Annotated in this window: 17 protein-coding genes and 1 tRNA gene; 9 read left to right on the top strand and 9 right to left on the bottom strand. The window is 60.8% G+C overall.

Annotation, left to right across the window (positions count from 1 at the left end; all coding sequences use genetic code 11):
* Positions 1-942 (bottom strand): alpha/beta hydrolase, encoded by a 942-nt coding sequence (locus VNX23_RS25475; protein WP_325634342.1) that lies wholly within the window; start codon positions 940-942, stop codon positions 1-3.
* A 2-nt stretch (positions 943-944) separates the two neighbouring features.
* Positions 945-1142 (bottom strand): Trm112 family protein, encoded by a 198-nt coding sequence (locus VNX23_RS25470; RefSeq protein WP_325634330.1) that lies wholly within the window; start codon positions 1140-1142, stop codon positions 945-947.
* Positions 1143-1613: 471 nt separating this feature from the next.
* Between VNX23_RS25470 and VNX23_RS25465 the strand changes: the two genes are divergently transcribed.
* Positions 1614-1865 (top strand): PilZ domain-containing protein, encoded by a 252-nt coding sequence (locus tag VNX23_RS25465; protein ID WP_325634329.1) that lies wholly within the window; start codon positions 1614-1616, stop codon positions 1863-1865.
* 95 nt (positions 1866-1960) lie between these two features.
* Positions 1961-2782: a tetratricopeptide repeat protein gene (locus VNX23_RS25460; RefSeq protein WP_325634328.1), complete on the top strand. Its 822-nt coding sequence runs from the start codon at positions 1961-1963 to the stop codon at positions 2780-2782.
* 202 nt (positions 2783-2984) lie between these two features.
* Here the strand turns inward: VNX23_RS25460 and VNX23_RS25455 are convergent, their stop codons facing one another.
* Genes VNX23_RS25455 through cpaB form a run of 4 tightly spaced genes read right to left on the bottom strand, consistent with a single transcriptional unit; the run spans position 2985 to position 7313 of the window.
* Entirely contained in the window at positions 2985-4247 is a 1263-nt protein-coding gene (locus VNX23_RS25455) for an AAA family ATPase (RefSeq protein WP_414643076.1), read from the bottom strand.
* Positions 4247-4990 carry a CpaD family pilus assembly protein gene (locus tag VNX23_RS25450; protein WP_325634326.1) on the bottom strand — a complete coding sequence of 248 codons (744 nt, stop codon included), beginning with the start codon at positions 4988-4990 and terminating at the stop codon, positions 4247-4249. Before VNX23_RS25450 ends, VNX23_RS25455 begins: the two co-directional genes overlap by 1 nt.
* A 23-nt stretch (positions 4991-5013) precedes the next feature.
* The gene (locus VNX23_RS25445) at positions 5014-6462 is read right to left on the bottom strand and encodes a type II and III secretion system protein family protein (RefSeq protein ID WP_414643078.1); all 1449 of its coding nucleotides are present in this window, start codon (positions 6460-6462) and stop codon (positions 5014-5016) included.
* A 53-nt stretch (positions 6463-6515) separates the two neighbouring features.
* On the bottom strand, positions 6516-7313 hold the full coding sequence (cpaB, locus tag VNX23_RS25440; protein WP_325634324.1) for a Flp pilus assembly protein CpaB: 798 nt from the start codon (positions 7311-7313) through the stop codon (positions 6516-6518).
* Between the two features lie 450 nt (positions 7314-7763).
* Here cpaB and VNX23_RS25435 point away from each other — a divergent pair, with 450 nt between their 5' ends.
* The 5 genes from VNX23_RS25435 (at position 7764) to VNX23_RS25415 (ending at position 12352) form a co-directional block, all read left to right on the top strand.
* On the top strand, positions 7764-8045 hold the full coding sequence (locus VNX23_RS25435) for a FeoA family protein (protein ID WP_325634323.1): 282 nt from the start codon (positions 7764-7766) through the stop codon (positions 8043-8045).
* Positions 8046-8062: 17 nt separating this feature from the next.
* Positions 8063-9934 carry a ferrous iron transporter B gene (gene feoB, locus VNX23_RS25430; RefSeq protein WP_325634322.1) on the top strand — a complete coding sequence of 624 codons (1872 nt, stop codon included), beginning with the start codon at positions 8063-8065 and terminating at the stop codon, positions 9932-9934.
* 225 nt (positions 9935-10159) lie between these two features.
* Positions 10160-11050, top strand: coding sequence for a hypothetical protein (locus VNX23_RS25425; protein WP_325634321.1), 891 nt, complete (start codon positions 10160-10162; stop codon positions 11048-11050).
* A 25-nt stretch (positions 11051-11075) separates the two neighbouring features.
* Positions 11076-11423 (top strand): cupredoxin domain-containing protein, encoded by a 348-nt coding sequence (locus VNX23_RS25420; protein WP_325634320.1) that lies wholly within the window; start codon positions 11076-11078, stop codon positions 11421-11423.
* A gap of 98 nt (positions 11424-11521) precedes the next feature.
* Complete coding sequence (locus VNX23_RS25415) at positions 11522-12352, top strand: FTR1 family iron permease (RefSeq protein ID WP_325634319.1); 831 nt, start codon at positions 11522-11524, stop codon at positions 12350-12352.
* Positions 12353-12357: 5 nt separating this feature from the next.
* Here VNX23_RS25415 and VNX23_RS25410 read toward each other — a convergent pair whose 3' ends face one another.
* Together VNX23_RS25410 and trxA are read right to left on the bottom strand one after the other, a co-directional pair.
* Positions 12358-13032, bottom strand: coding sequence for an LON peptidase substrate-binding domain-containing protein (locus VNX23_RS25410; RefSeq protein ID WP_325634318.1), 675 nt, complete (start codon positions 13030-13032; stop codon positions 12358-12360).
* 307 nt (positions 13033-13339) lie between these two features.
* Positions 13340-14257: a thioredoxin gene (gene trxA / locus VNX23_RS25405; RefSeq protein WP_325634317.1), complete on the bottom strand. Its 918-nt coding sequence runs from the start codon at positions 14255-14257 to the stop codon at positions 13340-13342.
* A gap of 391 nt (positions 14258-14648) precedes the next feature.
* On the opposite strand from trxA, the gene VNX23_RS25400 reads away from it, so the two are divergent.
* Positions 14649-14723: transfer RNA gene (locus VNX23_RS25400), tRNA-Gly, on the top strand.
* A 374-nt stretch (positions 14724-15097) separates the two neighbouring features.
* Here the strand turns inward: VNX23_RS25400 and VNX23_RS25395 are convergent.
* A complete protein-coding gene (locus tag VNX23_RS25395) occupies positions 15098-15979 on the bottom strand; it encodes an ArdC family protein (protein WP_325634316.1) in 882 nt (293 codons plus the stop codon).
* A 421-nt stretch (positions 15980-16400) separates the two neighbouring features.
* Here VNX23_RS25395 and VNX23_RS25390 point away from each other — a divergent pair, with 421 nt between their 5' ends.
* Positions 16401-17339, top strand: coding sequence for a metallophosphoesterase (locus tag VNX23_RS25390; protein WP_325634315.1), 939 nt, complete (start codon positions 16401-16403; stop codon positions 17337-17339).
* Positions 17340-17481: the final 142 nt, after the last annotated feature.

Raw genomic sequence — 17481 nt, 5'->3', positions numbered from 1 at the left:
TCAGCGCGCGTTGCTGCCGAGGATGAAAGTCGCGACCGCGTCGATCATGTCGGTGTCGAGGGTGCGCTCCGGCTGGTTGTAGGCGGCCAGATCGTCGTCGCCGTCGGCGACATCCACCAGTACGTGGTTCATATCCGGAAGCCAAAGCGTCTTCGCCAGCGGCGCCGCAGTGGAAAGCGCCACGAAATCGAGCCGCGCCACCTGTCGGTCGCGCCCACCGCCCACAATCAGGATCGGCCGGTCGATCAGCTTGAGCGGATCGATCGGGTCTTCGGTAAACGCCGAGGCGAGGCTGGGCTGCATCGACGGAGCAATCGGAAGCCCGCGTGGCGGCGGATCGACGATCTGACCCGCCATGATGTCGTCGATCGCCTTCAACACCGGCTCAAGCACCTCGGCGGGAATCTGCTTTCGTTCAAGTTGGGCCTTCAGCAGATCGCCCTGTTTCCTGGCCGCGGTAGCGAGCAAGACCAGGCGGTCCACCGGCACGCGCCGGGCAGCAAGAATCGCGACCAGGCCACCTTCGCTGTGTCCGACCACCGCGACGCGCGCGAATTTGCCGCTGTTGCGGAGATAATCAAGAAGTGCTGTGGCATCGCCGACAAAATCCTTGAAGCGGAAATCCTCCGGCTTGCCGAATTCCGCTTTCCATCCGCCCGCGCCGCGCTTGTCATAGCGCAGCGTTGCGATGTCACGCGCTGCCAGTTGCCCGGCGAGCTTCTTCAACGTGCCGGGCCTGGCCTGCGGCCCGTTGCCGTCGTGATCGGTCGTTCCCGATCCCGCGATCAAAAGCGCGACCACAGGCCGCTCGACATTCGCCGGCGTCGTCAGCACGGCATCGATATTGCCGACACGAATCGCCGTCTCCTCGGCGCGGGCGATGATCGTCGTGCCGCAAAGAAAGATGATTGCGAGCGCGCCGATGAGCGCGTAAACGCGCATGCTCAATCAATCTTCCTCGCCTCTTCGGGCAGCATGATCGGAATCCCGTCGCGGATCGGATAAGCGAGCTTGGCCGACCGCGAGATCAGTTCCTGCCGTGCCGGGTCGAATTCAAGCGGGCCCTTGGTCACCGGGCAGACCAGAATCTCCAGCAGCTTGGGATCGACGGTGCCTTCAAGGCGTTCGGGCGAGGTTGTCATACTCTGCTCTCCGGCTGGTGGCGGTCTCTTGATTCTCGCCGCACAGGTGGCGAATACCGAAAATCGGACGATCAGATCATGCGATGCTGTAGCAGATTCGCCGGAAAGAGATAGCGGCCTCGTCTGTGCTGCCGGGAATGGCTGACCCTTGGGAAAAGCCAAAAAGGACCAATCAGCCGAAAAGACGATATCGGAAATCCGGGCCCATCGCGTAAGCCAGCGTTAAAGGTTGAGGGTAAGAAAACATTTCGGTCTTCGGGATAGTTGCAAAAACACCCTGTTTGCCGGGTTCTTCGGCCGGCATTCGGCGCCATCGGCAGCCGTTTTGGACCTGTTGCGAACAACTCGGTAAAAGGAGTTCAAAAAGAACAGATACATTCCGAGAGGTCCCGCTAGGTGGATTCCAATATTTCTTCACTAAAACCGAACCTGAGCCAGATGAGCCACAATCTGACCCAGTGAAGGTTTGAAATGCTGACGTTAGCAAATCGACGCAAGAGCGAACGCCGCGTGTGCAGGAGTTTCGCAAAGATCCAGTTCGGCACCGGGACGCTGCCGCGCGACTGCACGATCACCGACATATCGGACGGCGGTGTGAAAGTGATCGCCGAGCATCTCGATGTCCCTTCCGAGTTCACCATCATCTTGTCGGAAGGTCGCCCTCGCCAATGCCGCCTGGCATGGCGGATCGGCTACGAATTCGGCGCTCAGTTCGTCGATTGAGTGCGGACCACGAAAGCCGGTTTTCGGCAGGCTTAACGGTAATTTAGGGTTAACCTGTAAGCATTCCTGACCAGTCGCCGACTACAGGTCCAGGAATGCCGTCGCAATCGCTCCAGCAACATGGCTTCGCGAGCCTCATTGCGTCGACTACCCTGTCGGCGCTTTTGATACTTTCGCTTTGCAGTTGCCAGACCGACGGCCTGGCGGACATCACGGGGTCACTCGGCGACAAAACCGAGAAGAACCGCGCCGTCGAACCCGCGCGCGGGCTGGAATTTTATCGTGAGCGTCATCGGGCCAATCCCGCGGACGCGGACGCGGCGTTGCAATACGGCAAGGCGCTCCGCGTCGCGGGCCAACGTTCCCAGGCCGTGGCCGTGCTCGAACAGGCGACCATCGCGCATCCCGGCGACAAGGCGTTGCTTGCGGCTTATGGGCGAGCGTTGGCGGACAACGGCAATTTCCAGCAGGCCTTCGATGTGCTCAGCCGCGCCCATTCCCCTGAAGATCCAGACTGGCGTATCCTCTCCGCGCAAGGGGCGGCGCTCGACCAGCTCGGCCGCGGCGAGGAGGCAAGGCAATATTACGCGAGTGCGCTGAGGATCGCACCGGAGGAACCTTCGGTGCTTTCCAACCTCGGACTTTCCTACATGCTCTCCAAGGATTTGCCCAAGGCGGAAGAGACCTTGCGCCGGGCCTACAGCCGCGCCGACTCGGACCCTCGCGTTCGGCAAAACCTGGCGCTGGTGCTTGGGCTCAGGGGCCAGCTTGCAGAAGCCGAAGGCATCATCAAGGAAGGCGTGCCGCCGGAGGAAGCGGCTGCCAATGTCGCCAGTCTGAGGCGCATGCTGGCCAAGCGGGCGAATGCGAAGGATCCCGACAATACGGCCTCGATAGGCGTCGCTCGGCCACGGTGAAGGGTTGCTTCTGCAGTGATTGAGCGGCGACTGGCGCTAGTGCGGTGAATTTGAAGTTCCTGTCAGCGTTGCTGCAATCTCATCATAGGAACTTCAAATTCAAAAACCGCACCAGAAACGTTAACTTGCCGGTGCTCCTTCGATTCCGAAGTTCGCATCAGAGGTCGCTGCGAATATTTGGGCGAACTTCGGAATCGGAGCACTAGGCTCTGGCGCGCAACTTCTTGAGGATCGGTGACAGGATCGAACCACGCGGTTTTTTCGGCTCGCTGCGTCCCGTCAGCTGGTTGGCGATCTGCACGAACGTCTTGCTGATGCGATGATTGGCGGAAATCTCCGCGATCATCTGGCCGTTATTGGCCGCCGTGCCGAACATCCGGGGATCGAACGGAATCGCAGCGATCGGCTGGTTCTCCATCGCCTTGGCGAATTCGCGCGCGCTGATTTCCGGCCGCTTCGACATGCCGACCTGGCTGAGGCAATATAGCGGAGGCCGGTCGTTGGGCCGCGCCGCCTTCAGCATGCTCAGCATATTCTTGGCGTTGCGCAGGTTGGCGAGGTCAGGCTCGGCAACGATGAGAATATCGTCCGCGCCGACCAAAGCGCGCCGGGTCCATCCCGACCACTGGTGGGGAATGTCGAGGACGATGCACGGCGTAGTCAGACGCAGCGTGTCGAAAACGGCATCAAAGGCGTCGGCGCCAAAGTCGTAGACGCGATCGAGCGCTGCCGGTGCCGCGAGCAGGCTGAGATGGTCGTTGCATTTTGCCAGCAGCCGCTCGATGAACGCGCTGTCGGGCCGCTCGTTCGAAAACACCGCGTTGGCGATTCCCTGCAGCGGATCCTTGTTGTAGTCGAGGCTGGCGGTGCCGAACGCCATGTCGAGGTCGATCACGACCGAATCCAGCGCCAGATCATGCGCAATCGCCCAGGCCAGGTTATGCGCGACGGTGGATGCGCCGACGCCACCCTTCGCGCCGACGACTGCGATGATGCGACCGACGGCTACCGCTTCGGAAGCCGAGAACAAGCCGCAGATCGCGCGAACCACATCGAGGGTCTGGACCGGCCCGACGATATAATCGCTGACGCCACGCCGTACCAATTCGCGATAGGGCGCGACGTCGGTTTCATTGCCGATCACGACGACGCGCGTGCCGGCGTCGCAGACGGTTGCGAGTTCATCGAGACCGGCGAGGATGTCGTCGCTGCCCGCGGTCTCAAGAATGATCACGTTCGGAGTGGGTATGCTGTGGTAGGTTTCGATGGCGGCTTCCATGCCGCCCATCTTCATCGTGAGATGGGCCTTGGCCAGGCGACGGTCGAGACCCGCCGACTGCACGGCTTCCGCGGTCGTCTCGGTTTCGCAAAATGCCTGCACCGACACGCGCGGCGCCGGCGCGATGTAGTCGTCGGCCGGCGGCGGCGGCGGGTCCAGCTCTTCGGATTTTTCACGCTCGGACATCATTTGCCTGTATCGCTGAGTTTGGCCTTTTCGGCTTCCGGATAGTCGGTCGCGGTCGTCGTACCCTTGCGATACTTTTCGAAGCCTTCGCTGCGTCGCGCCGTATAGGCCGGCGTTTCAGGACGCGGCTGCACGAGGTCCGACGGGTTTTCCACCATCGCCGCCAGGTTGCGCTGATTGGCGCAGCCGAAATTGTGGTACGGCCTGTTCTCGTAGTAGCTTCTGTCCCGCACGGAGGGTCCGAGATCGTCCGGCCACAATCCGCAGGGCCCGGCCACCGCCGCCATCTTCGGAAAGCTCAAGCGGATCGTTGCGAGCAGCCGCGGATCGTCGGGCGTATAATAATGCACCTTGATGCCATTCCGCGGGACACCGCTTGCAGCAAGCAACGCCCTGATCTCGGCAAGCGCGCTCTCCGCGGGCCTTGCATTGGGTGTATTGACCGGCACATCGGCCACGATCGCGCCGGTGCCTTCACTGGCCCACATCCGCGCCATTCCCGCGACGTCAGCGCGTTGCGTGGCAGACAAGCCGCCGCGGGCGTGGCCGACAAAGACCACGATCGAATGCTCGGCCTCCTGAACCGTGATCGGATGCCGAAGGCGGTAATCTTCCGGTGGGGGCGCCGTCGTCGCGACGGATCCCGTCGTTTCGGTGCATGCCCCGAGTGCGACCGAAAGGCCGAACACGGCGCCCAAGAGGCGCCGCATCCGATAGCGATCGAAGGGTGGTTGGTTTGTCATCGTGCTGTCCCCGTCCCGCCGTCTCAGTCGATGATGAAGCCGAAATTGGGCTGGTAATTTCCGATCGATTCGACGCGCGCTGGAACGCCATAGATCCGATTGATCTGGGCCAGCAGCGTCGATTGCGAATCCGATGCGGGCGCAAAGCCGTCATCGGGTCGCGACAATTCCTTCTGCGCGACGGCGCGGACGACGTAGGGCGTCACGATCACCATCAGCTCGGTCTGGCTGTTGAGGAAGTCCTGGCTCCGGAAGAGCTGGCCGAGGATCGGTATCTGATCGACGCCGGGCAATCCGTTGACGGCCTGCTTGGTCTGCTCCTGAATGAGCCCGGCCATCGCAATCGAGCCGCCCGAGGGAATTTCCAGCGTGGTTTCCGCGCGGCGTGTCTTGATGGAGGGAATCGTCGTTCCGCCGGCGCCGCCCTGCAAGGCGTTTTCAGGCGAGATTTCCGACACCTCCGTCATCACCCGCAGGCTGATGCGACCTTCGGCCAGAACCACCGGCGTAAAATTGAGCGAGATGCCGAATTTCTTGAAACTGACCGTCTGGACGCACTGCCCGATCGCGCCCGCCGTCGTGGTTTGGCAGGTGACGCCTGTCGGGATCGGGAATTCGCCGCCCGAAATGAAGGTGGCTGATTCACCGGAGATTGCCGTCAGGTTCGGCTCGGCCAGCGTGTGCACCACGCCTGCGCTTTCCATCGCGCGGAGCGTGGCGGTGACCGATGGCAGTCCCTTGGACAAGGCCGATGCCTGAAGCCCGTTGCCGGGCACCAGCGGTCCATTGTTTGCCGTGAACGGATTGACATTGTTGAAATTCACCACCGCGGTGCCGTAGTTCATGGTGGCGCTGAGATCGATGCCCAGTTGCTTGATGATGTCGCGCCGTACTTCGGCGACGCTGACCTTGAGCATCACCTGATCGCGGCCGCGTACCACGATGGAATTGACGACCTTGTCGGCGCCGCCCACCAGCCGTGCGGCGACGTCGCCTGCCTGCTGCGCTTCGATCGGCGTGGATACCGAGCCGGTCAGCATGACACTTTCGCCGACGCCGTCGATCTGGATTCCGGCGGCGGGGAGCATCTGCTTCAACGCTGCGCGCACCCCATTGAGGTCGCGCTTGACGGCGATGTCATAGCCCGCGATCTGCTGGCCGTCGGAGTCGAAAAATACGACGTTGGTTTGACCCACGCCGGCGCCGATGATGTAGGCGCGCTGCGGCGAGCGGATCACGGCGTTGGCAATTTTCGGATCGGCCACCAGCACGTCCTTGACGCCCCGCGGCAAGTCGACGACCACGGATTTGCCGATGCCAAGCGACAAAAAGCGGACCTTCGTCGACGTGCTCGCGGCCATGGGTGCGGCGGTGTCCAGCTCTGCAGCCACGGCCGTCGCTAGCGTCTGGCTGAGCGCCAGCGCCGTGGCCGAAAACGAAAGCACGTGGATCAAAGTGGTTCGGATCGACAGCGCCTTGCCACTGGACTTCGTATTCTGCGTATTTCTGATCACGTGCTGCCTTGTCACCTCTGAAGGGTGGTAGGATTTGTGACGCCGTAGCGAACCACGTTGACACTGCTACGCTGACGCTTGGCATCGTCGGACCCGATCTCGACCTGATTGACGTCGGCAATGCTGCGCAACGCCAGCGACAGCGTACCCGCCTGGCGCGCGGCCGCGAGCGTGGCTGCCTGCTCGGGCTTCAACTCGAGCGTGACTGTCTTGCCGACGACCGAGTTCTGGCCTTCTTTTTCCTTCGGTGCCTGATCGATGGCGAGAACGCGTACGTTGGCGAGGAGGATTTCCGAGTGAACGATGTCCGGTGTCGAGCGATCCCCGCTCGGGCTCTTCTCTCGCCTGGTGAGAAGCACATCGACCCTGTCGTTCGGAAGAATAAAGCCGCCCGCGCCGGTCTCGGGTGAAATATCGGTCGAGACGGCGCGCATGCCGGCGGGCAGGATCGCCGCCATGAAACCCGATCCATCGGCCTTGACCAGTTTCGCTTCCCGGATCGGCTCGCCGGCGATGAATGGGGCGCGCGCGATCGAGCCGGCAAGCTGGGTCGTCGCATCCGGGCGATCGTTGCGCCGAATGAAGGTGGTACCCGCCGTTGAGGCCGGCCAGCTCTGCCACTGCAGATCATTGGGTGTCAGGGCCTGGCCAAGGCCGATATCGGCTTTGGCCACGAGTACGTCGACGGTTTGCAGCTGCACCGCCTGTTCGGCGGGAGCCGGCTTGTTGTCCGATCCGCTCGCCAGATAGGCGGCGACGGCGCCGGCACTGAGAGCGATAATCAAAACGATGATGCGGGCGGTGTTCATACGCTTCTACGCTACGCAAGTGATACTGAAACTCGGTCGAGAGCCTCTCCTCCAAGGATGACTAAGCGAAAAAGGTATAAGTGAGTTTGAGAGCCGAACCGTTTGCGCGAAGTGAGGGCGGGATTTGTCCTCATGGTGAACGCAAGGTTATCGTTTCAGGCGCGCGAAATGATCGCCGATCCTGTCGCTTTGGTCGATCCGGCGATGACGGTTTCGACAATCGTTTTTTGGAAAGGAGCGGCGCTCGCCCGCGCCGATGGAGGACGCCTGCCAGTCATCCCCTCATGCGCTACCGAAGGAGTAACCACGCGAGCAAAGCGTCTTTCATCGAAAGCAAGCCGGGATTTCGAACAGGGCCATGCGCCGGAGCCGCTTTAAAATCTCTCTAAGGTAAACGAGTTTCGAATTCGCCACGCTTGACCTTCGCGCCGACGGTTGAAAATACAGGCCATGACCACCACCAAACCGACCGATGCGCCGCCCCAAATGCGCCTGGGATTGGCCAGGCGCGGCTATTCCGGCGTGATCCAACATCTCGCCACCGATGGCGTCACCTCCGCGCTTTCCGCAGTCGAGCTTGAAAGCCGCCTGATCGAACTCGGCTTCGTCGAAGGCGCCAAGGTCGAAGTGCTGCATGAGGGCATTGTCGGGCGCGACCCGATTGCCGTCCGCATCGAGAATGTCACGGTCGCGGTGCGTCGGCGCGAGGCGATGGCCGTCATCGTCGTCTAACGAAGCTGTGCAGCGCCATGGAAGCCCCGTTGATGCATCTGGCCCTGGTAGGCACACCCAACAGCGGCAAGACATCGCTGTTCAATGCGCTGACCGGCAGCCGCCAAAAGGTAGCGAACTATCCCGGCGTTACGGTCGAGCGCAAGGAGGGATTCTTCGTTACTCCGCGCGGCCGACAGGTGTCGGTGGTCGATCTGCCCGGCACCTACTCCCTGCGCGGCCGCAGCCCTGACGAAGAGATCACCCGTGATTTCGTGCTCGGGCGCGCCAAAGGCGAATCGCTACCCGATCTCGTGCTCTGCGTCGCCGACTCCACCAATCTCCGGCTGACCATTCGCCTTCTGCTCGAGCTCAAGAAGACCGGCCGGCCGCTGATGCTGGTCCTGAACATGTTCGACATCGCGCAAAGACGCGGCGTCAGCGTCGATGTGGCGCGGCTTTCCGGCCTGCTCGGTATTCCCGTGGTGACGTCGATCGCGGTACGCAAGGGCGGTACGTCCGATCTGTTGCGGAAAACCGACGAGATCAGCGCTCAAGCCGCGGTCGGTTCACGGCAGAATCTCTGGCAGCCGCTTTCGATCGCCGACTTGCGCGCGACCCAGCGCGAGGCCGACCGCATCATCGCGGCGACCGTCAGCCTGCCTGCCAGACCCGACACCTGGACCGCGCGTATCGATGCCGTGGTGCTGCACCCGGTGGCCGGCATCATCATCCTTGGCCTGGCGCTCTTTGTCATGTTTCAGGCGGTCTTTGCCTGGGCGCAGCCGCTCATGGAACTGTTGTCGCATGCCTTCGGCGCCCTCGGCCAATTGGTGCACGACACCCTGCCGGCCGGTTTGCTGCAAAGCTTCCTTCAGAACGGCGTAATTTCGGGCGTCGGCAGCGTAATCGTGTTCCTGCCCCAGATCGTGATCATCTTCCTGTTCATTCTTCTTCTCGAAGATTTCGGCTACATGGCGCGCGCGGCTTTCCTGATGGATCGCATCATGGGCGGCGCGGGCCTGCACGGCCGGGCCTTCATCCCGCTGCTCTCGAGCTTCGCCTGTGCCATCCCCGGCATCATGGCGACACGCGTGATCGACAATCGCCGCGACCGGCTTACCACGATCCTGATCGCCCCGCTGATGACGTGCTCGGCGCGCATCCCGGTCTACACCCTGATCATCTCTGCCTTCATCCCGGCCGAACAGCTCTGGGGCTGGGTCGATCTGCGCGGTCTGGTGATGTTCGGTCTCTACGCCGCCGGGATCACCAGCGCGCTCTGTGCTTCGTTCCTGATCAAGTTCTTCATGCTGCGCGACTACGCGCCGGCGCCGTTCATGCTGGAGCTGCCCGACTACAAGCTGCCTCGCGCGCGCAGCATCGCCATCGGCATCTATACGCGGGCGAAAATGTTCCTGCAGCGCGCCGGCACCACGATTTTTGCGATGATGGTGCTGATCTGGTTTCTGGCGTCATTTCCGACGCCCCCTGCGGGCGTCGAAGACCCCGCTATCAATTACAGCCTCGCCGCCGTCATCGGCAGGGCGCTGGCGCCGCTGTTCGCCCCGCTCGGTTTCAACTGGCAGATCGTGGTTGCGCTGATTCCGGGCATGGCGGCGCGCGAGGTCGCGGTCGCTGCACTTGGCACGGTTTATGCGATCGAGGGTGGCAAGGAAGCTGCCGATCAGATCGGACAGGTGCTCGCGACCAAATGGAGCCTGGCGACGGCGCTATCGCTGCTCGCCTGGTACATCTTTGCCCCGCAATGCGCCTCGACGCTCGCGGTCATCCGCCGCGAGACCGGCAGCTCGAAATGGATGGCGCTCACCTTCGGCTATATGCTCATGCTTGCCTATGCGGCGAGCCTTGCGACCTACACGACCGCCGTCGCGCTCGGCGCCGGCTAGCCATTCGGCGAAGACGCAGGTCGGCCTTTATTGATGAAAGTTCGGTGACGCCGGATATCCGATCACCAGGTCGGTTTTGTTCGGCAGCAGTCCGCGAGACATCTGTCGTCGATTCACGACAAAGTTAGAACGTCTCTAGTTTAGAAGGAGTCTTTTTGCCCACCTGCCGGCAAGACGCTAGCTGATGGCATCGGACAAATGTTGGCGGTTCGGGAAAGAGGACAGGTGGTAAAGTCTGGAGGGAAATGCGCTCTTGCGCTTTGCGCGGTGGCTGCGGTTTTTGCGTCGGCAAGCGTTGCGCGGGCCGAAGATCCAAGCTCATGGCGCGAGATCGAGACCAAATATATTTTCGGATTTACGCTCGGGTCCGGTATCGGTCTTGAAGGCGAGAAAGAGGTCACCGTCGACACTATCGGCCGCTTCGGCAAACGCGAGGGAAACTACGCGGCGACCGAGACGAAGTACGAATTCGAATTCACGCCGTCCCAGTTCATTCAGATCGAATTCGGCGCGCTTGGCTCGACCCACGACATTCATGGCGTGACGGACCTTGACGACCGCAGCCAAATCGCGTTGAGCGGCGCCTTCGCCGAATTCCGCTATCTGGCGCTTGAGCGCACCTCGAGCAATCCGCTGGCGGTGACGCTCGCAGTGGAGCCGACCATCCGGCGGATCGATGAAACCTCGGGCGATCGGGTGCGCAACTACGAGTTCGAAACCACCGTCAACGCGGATCTCGAACTCCTGCGAAATCGCCTGTATGCGGGTTTCAATCTGCTCTACGAGCCCGAATTCACCAAGCCGGCTTTCGGGGACAGTTTTCACGAGGCCACTGCAGGCGGCTCGGCGGCGCTGTCGTTCCGCATCCTTTCCAACGTCGTGCTGGGCGGGGAAGTCTGGTATCTCAGGCATTACGATGCCGCAAATTTGACGTCATTCACCGGTGACGCAATCTTGCTCGGGCCCACGCTCTACATTCAGTTTACGCCAAAATCGTTCATGAGCGCGGCCTGGAACGCCCAGGTCTGGGGCCGTGAAATCGGCAATCCGGTTTCGCTGAATCTCTCGGAGTTCCAGCGCAATCGGGTCAAACTTAAATTCGCCTATGAATTTTGATGTGGAAGATCGAAAGGGACTCAACGTGTCTGCTCTGACCGCCATGATGAAGAGACTGGCCTTGGCTTCGATTTGCGCGACCGCGCTCCAGGCGTCTGCCTTCGCGCAACAGGTGACAGAAATCCGTCTGACTTATTCCAAGGGCCAGTTCCAGCCGAGCCAGGTGAGCGCGCCTGCCGACAAGCCGATTTCGTTCCGGATCAAGAACCTCGACGCCAAGGCGATCGAGTTCGAGAGCACTTCCCTGCGGGTCGAAAAGGTCGTTGCCGCGGGCAGCGAAGGGGTCGTCAATGTGCGGGCATTGAAACCCGGACGCTACGAGTTCTTTGACGATTTCAACGATAAGGCGCGCGGCGCGCTGACGGTGCAATGAGGGGAACGAAGGCTGCCGATTTCAAGTTCCTGCAAGCGCCTGCTGCAGGCGGCTCGAGAACCTCAACTCGAAGTTCACCATAACCGATAATTTGCCTGATGCTGGCTGCCCTCATCATCGTATTTCGCGAAGTTTTCGAAGCCGGCCTGATTGTCGGCATCGTGCTCGCCGTCACCAGTTCAGTGCCCAACCGCAACCGCTGGATCGGCGGCGGCGTGCTCGCGGGAGTTCTGGCCGCCTGCCTTGTGGCGGCTTTCGCCGGTGCACTTTCGCAACTGTTTGCCGGCATGGGGCAGGAGCTGTTCAACGCGTCGATCCTTTGCATCGCCGTGGTGATGCTGACGTGGCACAATGTCTGGATGGCGCACCACGGCCGTGAAATGGCCGGGGAATTGCGCGCCGTCGGCCAAGCGGTCGCGGATGGCACGAAATCCCTGCTGGCGCTTGCCGTCGTCGTCGGCGTCGCGGTGTTGCGGGAAGGCAGCGAGGTGGCGCTGTTTCTGTATGGCGTCGCCGCGTCTGAGGGCGGCTCGGCATTGAGCCTCGCGCTCGGCGGGCTGTTGGGGCTGGCGCTGGGGGTTGGCGTTTGCCTGTTGACCTATTTCGGTTTGATGCGCATTCCGCCGAAAGCCCTGTTCGCGACCACGACTGCGCTGATCACCCTGCTCGCAGCCGGCATGGCGGCGCAGGCGGTGGCATTCCTCGAGCGCGCCAATTGGCTGAATTCGCTCGACACGGTGGTGTGGGACAGCGCCTGGTTGCTCCCGGAGACGAGCATCGCCGGCCGGACCATGCATACATTGATCGGATACACCGATCAGCCCACGGAAATGCAGCTCCTCGTCTATGTTGCTGTGCTGATCGCAACGTTCATGCTGATGCGGTTCGCCGGATCGCAACCGGCCAAACCTGCCCCCGCGGTCGGCTGATCAAGCTACTGCAATCCGGTGTCGCCGCTGGTGCGCTTCTTGGCGAGGTCCATTTCGGTCACCGCGATCAGGATTTCCGCGCGGGTCTTGAGATCGGGTGCCTCCAGCATCGCCTGCTTCTCAGGCGGCCCGTAGGGCGACATCATGGCGAGCGCGTTCACCAGCGCCTCGTTTGGCGCGGCTTCGATGCCTTCCCAGTCGACCTTCAGATTGTTGGCTTTCAAAAAGTCGGTCAGCACGGCAAGCAAGGCTTCGCGGTCGACCGCCTCCTCGCCCTTGCGGGCGGTGAAATCGTCCATGTAGGGGAAGTAGTCCACCTTGCATTGCCGATACGCAGTGAGCACCGTCATTTCCTCGATCACCTTGAAGCGAGCGATGCCGGTCAGTTCGAGGATGTAACGGCCGTCCCCGGACTCGGCGAGCTGGGTGATGCGCCCGACGCAGCCGACCCGAAACAGTTTCGGGTGGGTCTCGTCCGGCGAGTGGGAAACGTCTGGCTGTATCATCCCGATCAGGCGATGACCGTCGCGGAACGCGTCGTCCACCATTGCGAGATAGCGAGGCTCGAATATGTTGAGCGGCATCTGCCCGCGCGGCAGCAACAGCGCACCGGGCAGCGGAAACACCGGAATCACCTCGGGAAGGTCGCCCGGGCCGCGGTATTCGGCATTGATCGGCATTTGCGAATCCGGTGCTCGCGCCTCGCGCTCGATTTCCGAAGTTCGCAAACTATTGCGGCGACCTCTGATGCGAACTTCGGAATCAAAGGAGCTCTAGATCATGATGCGATTAAGTGGAATCGCATCATGATCTCCTCTTTGTTTAAGCATGATCTTTTCGGAAAACCGGTCTCCACTTTTCCGGATCATGCTCTAGCAATGGTTGGTTTCCAGTGCGGCTTTGAATTTGAAGTCCCTGTAGCGAGATTGCAATATCCGCGATCCAACGATCGTGCGACGGACCCGGCGCCCATCCTCGCAGAAAAGTTCACGCAAACAAGATTGTCGACAGCTTCTTTCGTCCTTCGACCGTGGCCTCATCGGTCGGGCCCCAGGCGTCGAAGAACTGGACCAGTTGTTTTCGCGCACCGTCCTCGTTCCATTTGCGGTCACGCTTGACGATTTCGAGCAAATGGTGAGTAGCTTCATGGCGCTTGCCGCTCGCATTGAGCGCGGTCGCAAGCTCAAACCTTGCCTGATGATCGAGCGGGTTTGCGGCGACTTTCTGTTCGAGCTCGGTCAACGGTCCAAGTGCCTTGGCCTGCTCGGCCAGGTCGATCGAGGCCTGGACGGCCCTGACCGCCGCATCGCCGCGCCTGGATTCCGGCACCATGGCCAAGGTCTTCCTGGCCTGCTCGATCGCTCCGGTCGCGATGTAGCATTTGGCAAGGCCGGCCAGTGCGGCGATATTGGTGGCATCCGCCGCCAGCACTTCGGCATAGATTTGCGCTGCCGTGGCGGCATCTCCCTCGGCCAGGACGGTTTCTGCCTCTTTGAGGACCTCGGCGATGTTGGGCGCGCCGGGCATGCCGGCGGTCAGCTTGTTGATGAAGCTGTTGACCTGGCTTTCGGGTACCGCGCCCATGAAACCATCGGCGGGCTGGCCGTTGACGAATGCGATCACCGCCGGGATTGACTGGATTCCCATCTGGCCGGGTATCGCCGGATGTTCGTCGATGTTCATCTTGACCAGCTTGACCTTGCCATTGGCGGCACGGACCGCCTTTTCGAGGAGCGGGGTGAGCTGACGGCAGGGGCCGCACCATGGCGCCCAGAAGTCGATCAGCACCGGCTGGCGCTTCGACTCCTCGATGACGTCCTTCATGAAGGTCTGAGTGGTCGTCTCCTTGATGAGATCAGACGCTGCCTGCGGCGCCGGTCCGCCACCCTGCTCTAGTATCGACACTGATAAATCCCCGTCTGATATGGTGCGGATCGTGCCTTTTCTAGCACGCCCCGCCATCGCGTTCAGATGTTCTCTTTACCCAAATGGCGGTTTGGCGGGAAATTTCAATCGGTTCCCCTCTTGCTTGGTCCCGGGGGGGCCGGCAGCGACTGCGGCCGACGCGATGCCAGGTTCGTGACATGACGTCGCGGTAGCGCGGCGAACAAATCGCAAAAGAATCGCTTGCCGAAAATGGCCTCAATGTCGGGATAAAGCCGATTTGCACGCCAATCCGGTCGATTTTTGCCCGATACCTTCTTGGAACGAACGGTTCGGGCTGTTGCATTCGGGGTCCGCATTTGGCATAGCTCTGCCGGCCGGCGGCGATGCCTTTCCGGCAATCTCAAGGGATGCGGGTGTAGCTCAGGGGTAGAGCACGACCTTGCCAAGGTCGGGGTCGAGGGTTCGAATCCCTTCGCCCGCTCCAATTTTTATAGATATCAGAATAACTTCTGACGGGCCGCCATTCGGCGGCCTTGTCATTTCTATTTCGGGGAAGCGCGGGGGAAGCAGTGGGAGCGTAATTGCGTTCTTTCCCTGTTCAAACTTTCGTACCGCGCTTCGTCCCTGCGCGGCCGGTATTCATCGCGTGCTTGAACGCCCTGTAACTCGTAGCGAATGGCCCAGTCGGCGGGCCATCTGGTGGGAACCCCCGCCGACGAGACCACCAAAACCAGCCAGCGCCGCTTCTGCCGAACGTCTCCAGCGTGCGGTCAGAATAGAAGACCTCGATAGGGGTGCCGGTCAGCGGATGAACGTCGTGGATTGGCTGACGGCGCGATGCGGGGCCCGACGGTGCCATCACGCCGCCCTTTCCGTGGGCTGGGTGAGCGCCAAGCCGCGCAGGTATTCCGCAGCCTTGGATGCTTGGCTACAAGCGGTAAAGAATGCCCGTTTATCGGCCTTCAGAAGCTCAATCCATGAGGCGATGTAGCCCGCGCTCCGAACGTCCCCGTCAAAGCCAAATTCCGCACACAAGAACGCCGCGCCCAACTCCGCAATCAATTCCTCGGCTGCGTAGTTGCGAGAGCCGAACCGGTTCTTCAAATCCCGGTCAAGGCGCGACTTGTGGCCCGACCAATGCGTCAATTCGTGGAATGCCACGTTGTAGAAGTGATCGGCACCCTTGAACCCAGCGAATGCAGGCATCGAGATAAAATCCCGGCTGGGGACATAATAGGCTTCGCCGTGGCCCTCGCGGATGTCCGCGCCAGTTGAGTGCAGGAATGCGTCGGCTAGCTCGTCGCGCGTGTCGGGATTGCGAACACGCATCGGCTTCCCAGTATGGATGCTATCGGGAAGGTTTTCGCACTGGTGGACGTTGAAAACCGTATACTGGCGCATCATTGGGATCAGGCGCGTCGACGAGCTATCGTCCGCGCCTTGGTCGCGGACCTGAAGTTGCTTCACGAAATAGACTTTCGTGCCGTGCTCGCCCTTGCGGACGTTGCCACCCAATTCCAAGGCCTGCTTGAAGGTCAGGAAGCGCGGCGTGCGATAGCCAGCCGCTTGCGCCATCCATAGCAGGATGACGTTGCACCCTGAGTAGGGCCGGTTGCTCACGGCATTGCACGGCGTATTCGCGCCCGGGGTTGCTGACCACGGCTTGACCCATGGGGCTGCTCCGGCTTCTAGCTCTGCAACAATGCGCGCTGATACTTCTGCATAGAGATCACGTTTCATACTCGCCCTCGCTGTTATGGCTGACGCGACCGCGATTGGCCGCATGCCATAGCCGCGTAGGGCAAGGCTCTCAGTTGAGCGTCAGGCTGTTGGGCGTAATTCTATCCCGGGGGTACCTTGGACAGGCCCCCCGTCTCGCGCGCGCGAAGACAGGGTTGAGAAATATCCCGGGGTCAAAAAGGGCTGTTAAGAAAGTATTAAGGTTTGGCGGTCGAGCAGCTTTCCTAAGTGATCCGCTGATTTAGAAAAGGGAGCGGACTCGCCGAGTGTAGTTGCGGCCGAGAGTCTTGCTCGGTGGTCGCTCGGCGGGTAGCCAGTGTGCAAATGAGCCATGTCGTTCGGTAAAACAAGCTGTTCGCCCGAAGGGAATTGTCTGGCAGAGCCTCAAGCTCCCCACGGAAGGCTTGGAGGAAGTTATCCCATGGACGAAGATATCTTGCGCAAATTGGAGGAACGTCTCGGACCGCTCCACGCGAGACAGCGATTGGGTATCGAGACGGACCACGCGGCGCAAATCTTCGGCAAAGGCCTGCTCTCCTTTCACATCGAGAACTGGTATCCGGTCCATTCTGTCATTCGAAACGCACTGAAGCTGACCGGTTTCTACTGGCGCGGACGCCGGAATACAGGACGCATTCTCGTCAAGCGTAATAACGTCATGTTCAAGGAGTTGCCGCCGCTTTTTGATGGCTTCACCATACTCCACATTAGCGACATGCATGTGGACATGAATGAAGCTGCCATGCAGCGCCTGATCGAACTCGTCGGCGACGTGCGTTACCATCTATGTGTTCTAACCGGCGACTATCGAGGGAAGAATTATGGACCGTTCGAGGCAACCCTGGACGGCGTCGCACGAGTGCGAGCTCATTTAAAGGGGCCCGTTTATGGGGTACTGGGTGACCACGACACCATCCAAATGGTTCCGGGGTTGGAAGCTATGGGAATACGGATGCTGCTCAACGAGAGCGAGGTGATCGTGCGCGGTGATCAGCAGATCTATCTAGCCGGAATCGATGACGCCCACTGCTTCAAGGTCGACAATCTCGAAAAGGCTGCATCGCAGATACCGTCTGGCAAGTTCTCGATCTTGTTGTCGCACACGCCGGAAATCTATCGCCAGGCGGCAGATGCCGATTTTGATTTGTTGCTGAGCGGACATACGCACGGTGGCCAGATTTGTCTGCCAGGATCTATTCCGATCATCCTTGACGCAGTATTGCCTCGACGGATGGGGGCAGGAGCTTGGCAGTACCACAACATGATTGGCTACACCTCTGTGGGTGCAGGATCGAGCGTCGTTCCTGTTCGTCTCAACTGTCCACCAGAAATCACCCTGCACTGCCTTCGTTCGGGCTAATGGGCTAATATGGTTCGTCGCGCAGGCCGGCCCGGAATAGAAGACGGGACAGAATTAGCGCGCCAATAAAAAAGATCCCGACGCCAAGCGCTATGTCTCCGGTCGTTAATGAAAGTGCACCGCGGCATGCCAGCATCGGAAA

The sequence above is a fragment of the Bradyrhizobium sp. genome (genome assembly GCF_035570375.1).
GTDB lineage: Bacteria > Pseudomonadota > Alphaproteobacteria > Rhizobiales > Xanthobacteraceae > Bradyrhizobium.
The sequence above is the reverse complement of the archived record's forward strand: the minus strand, read 5'-3'. Positions and strand labels throughout refer to the sequence as shown.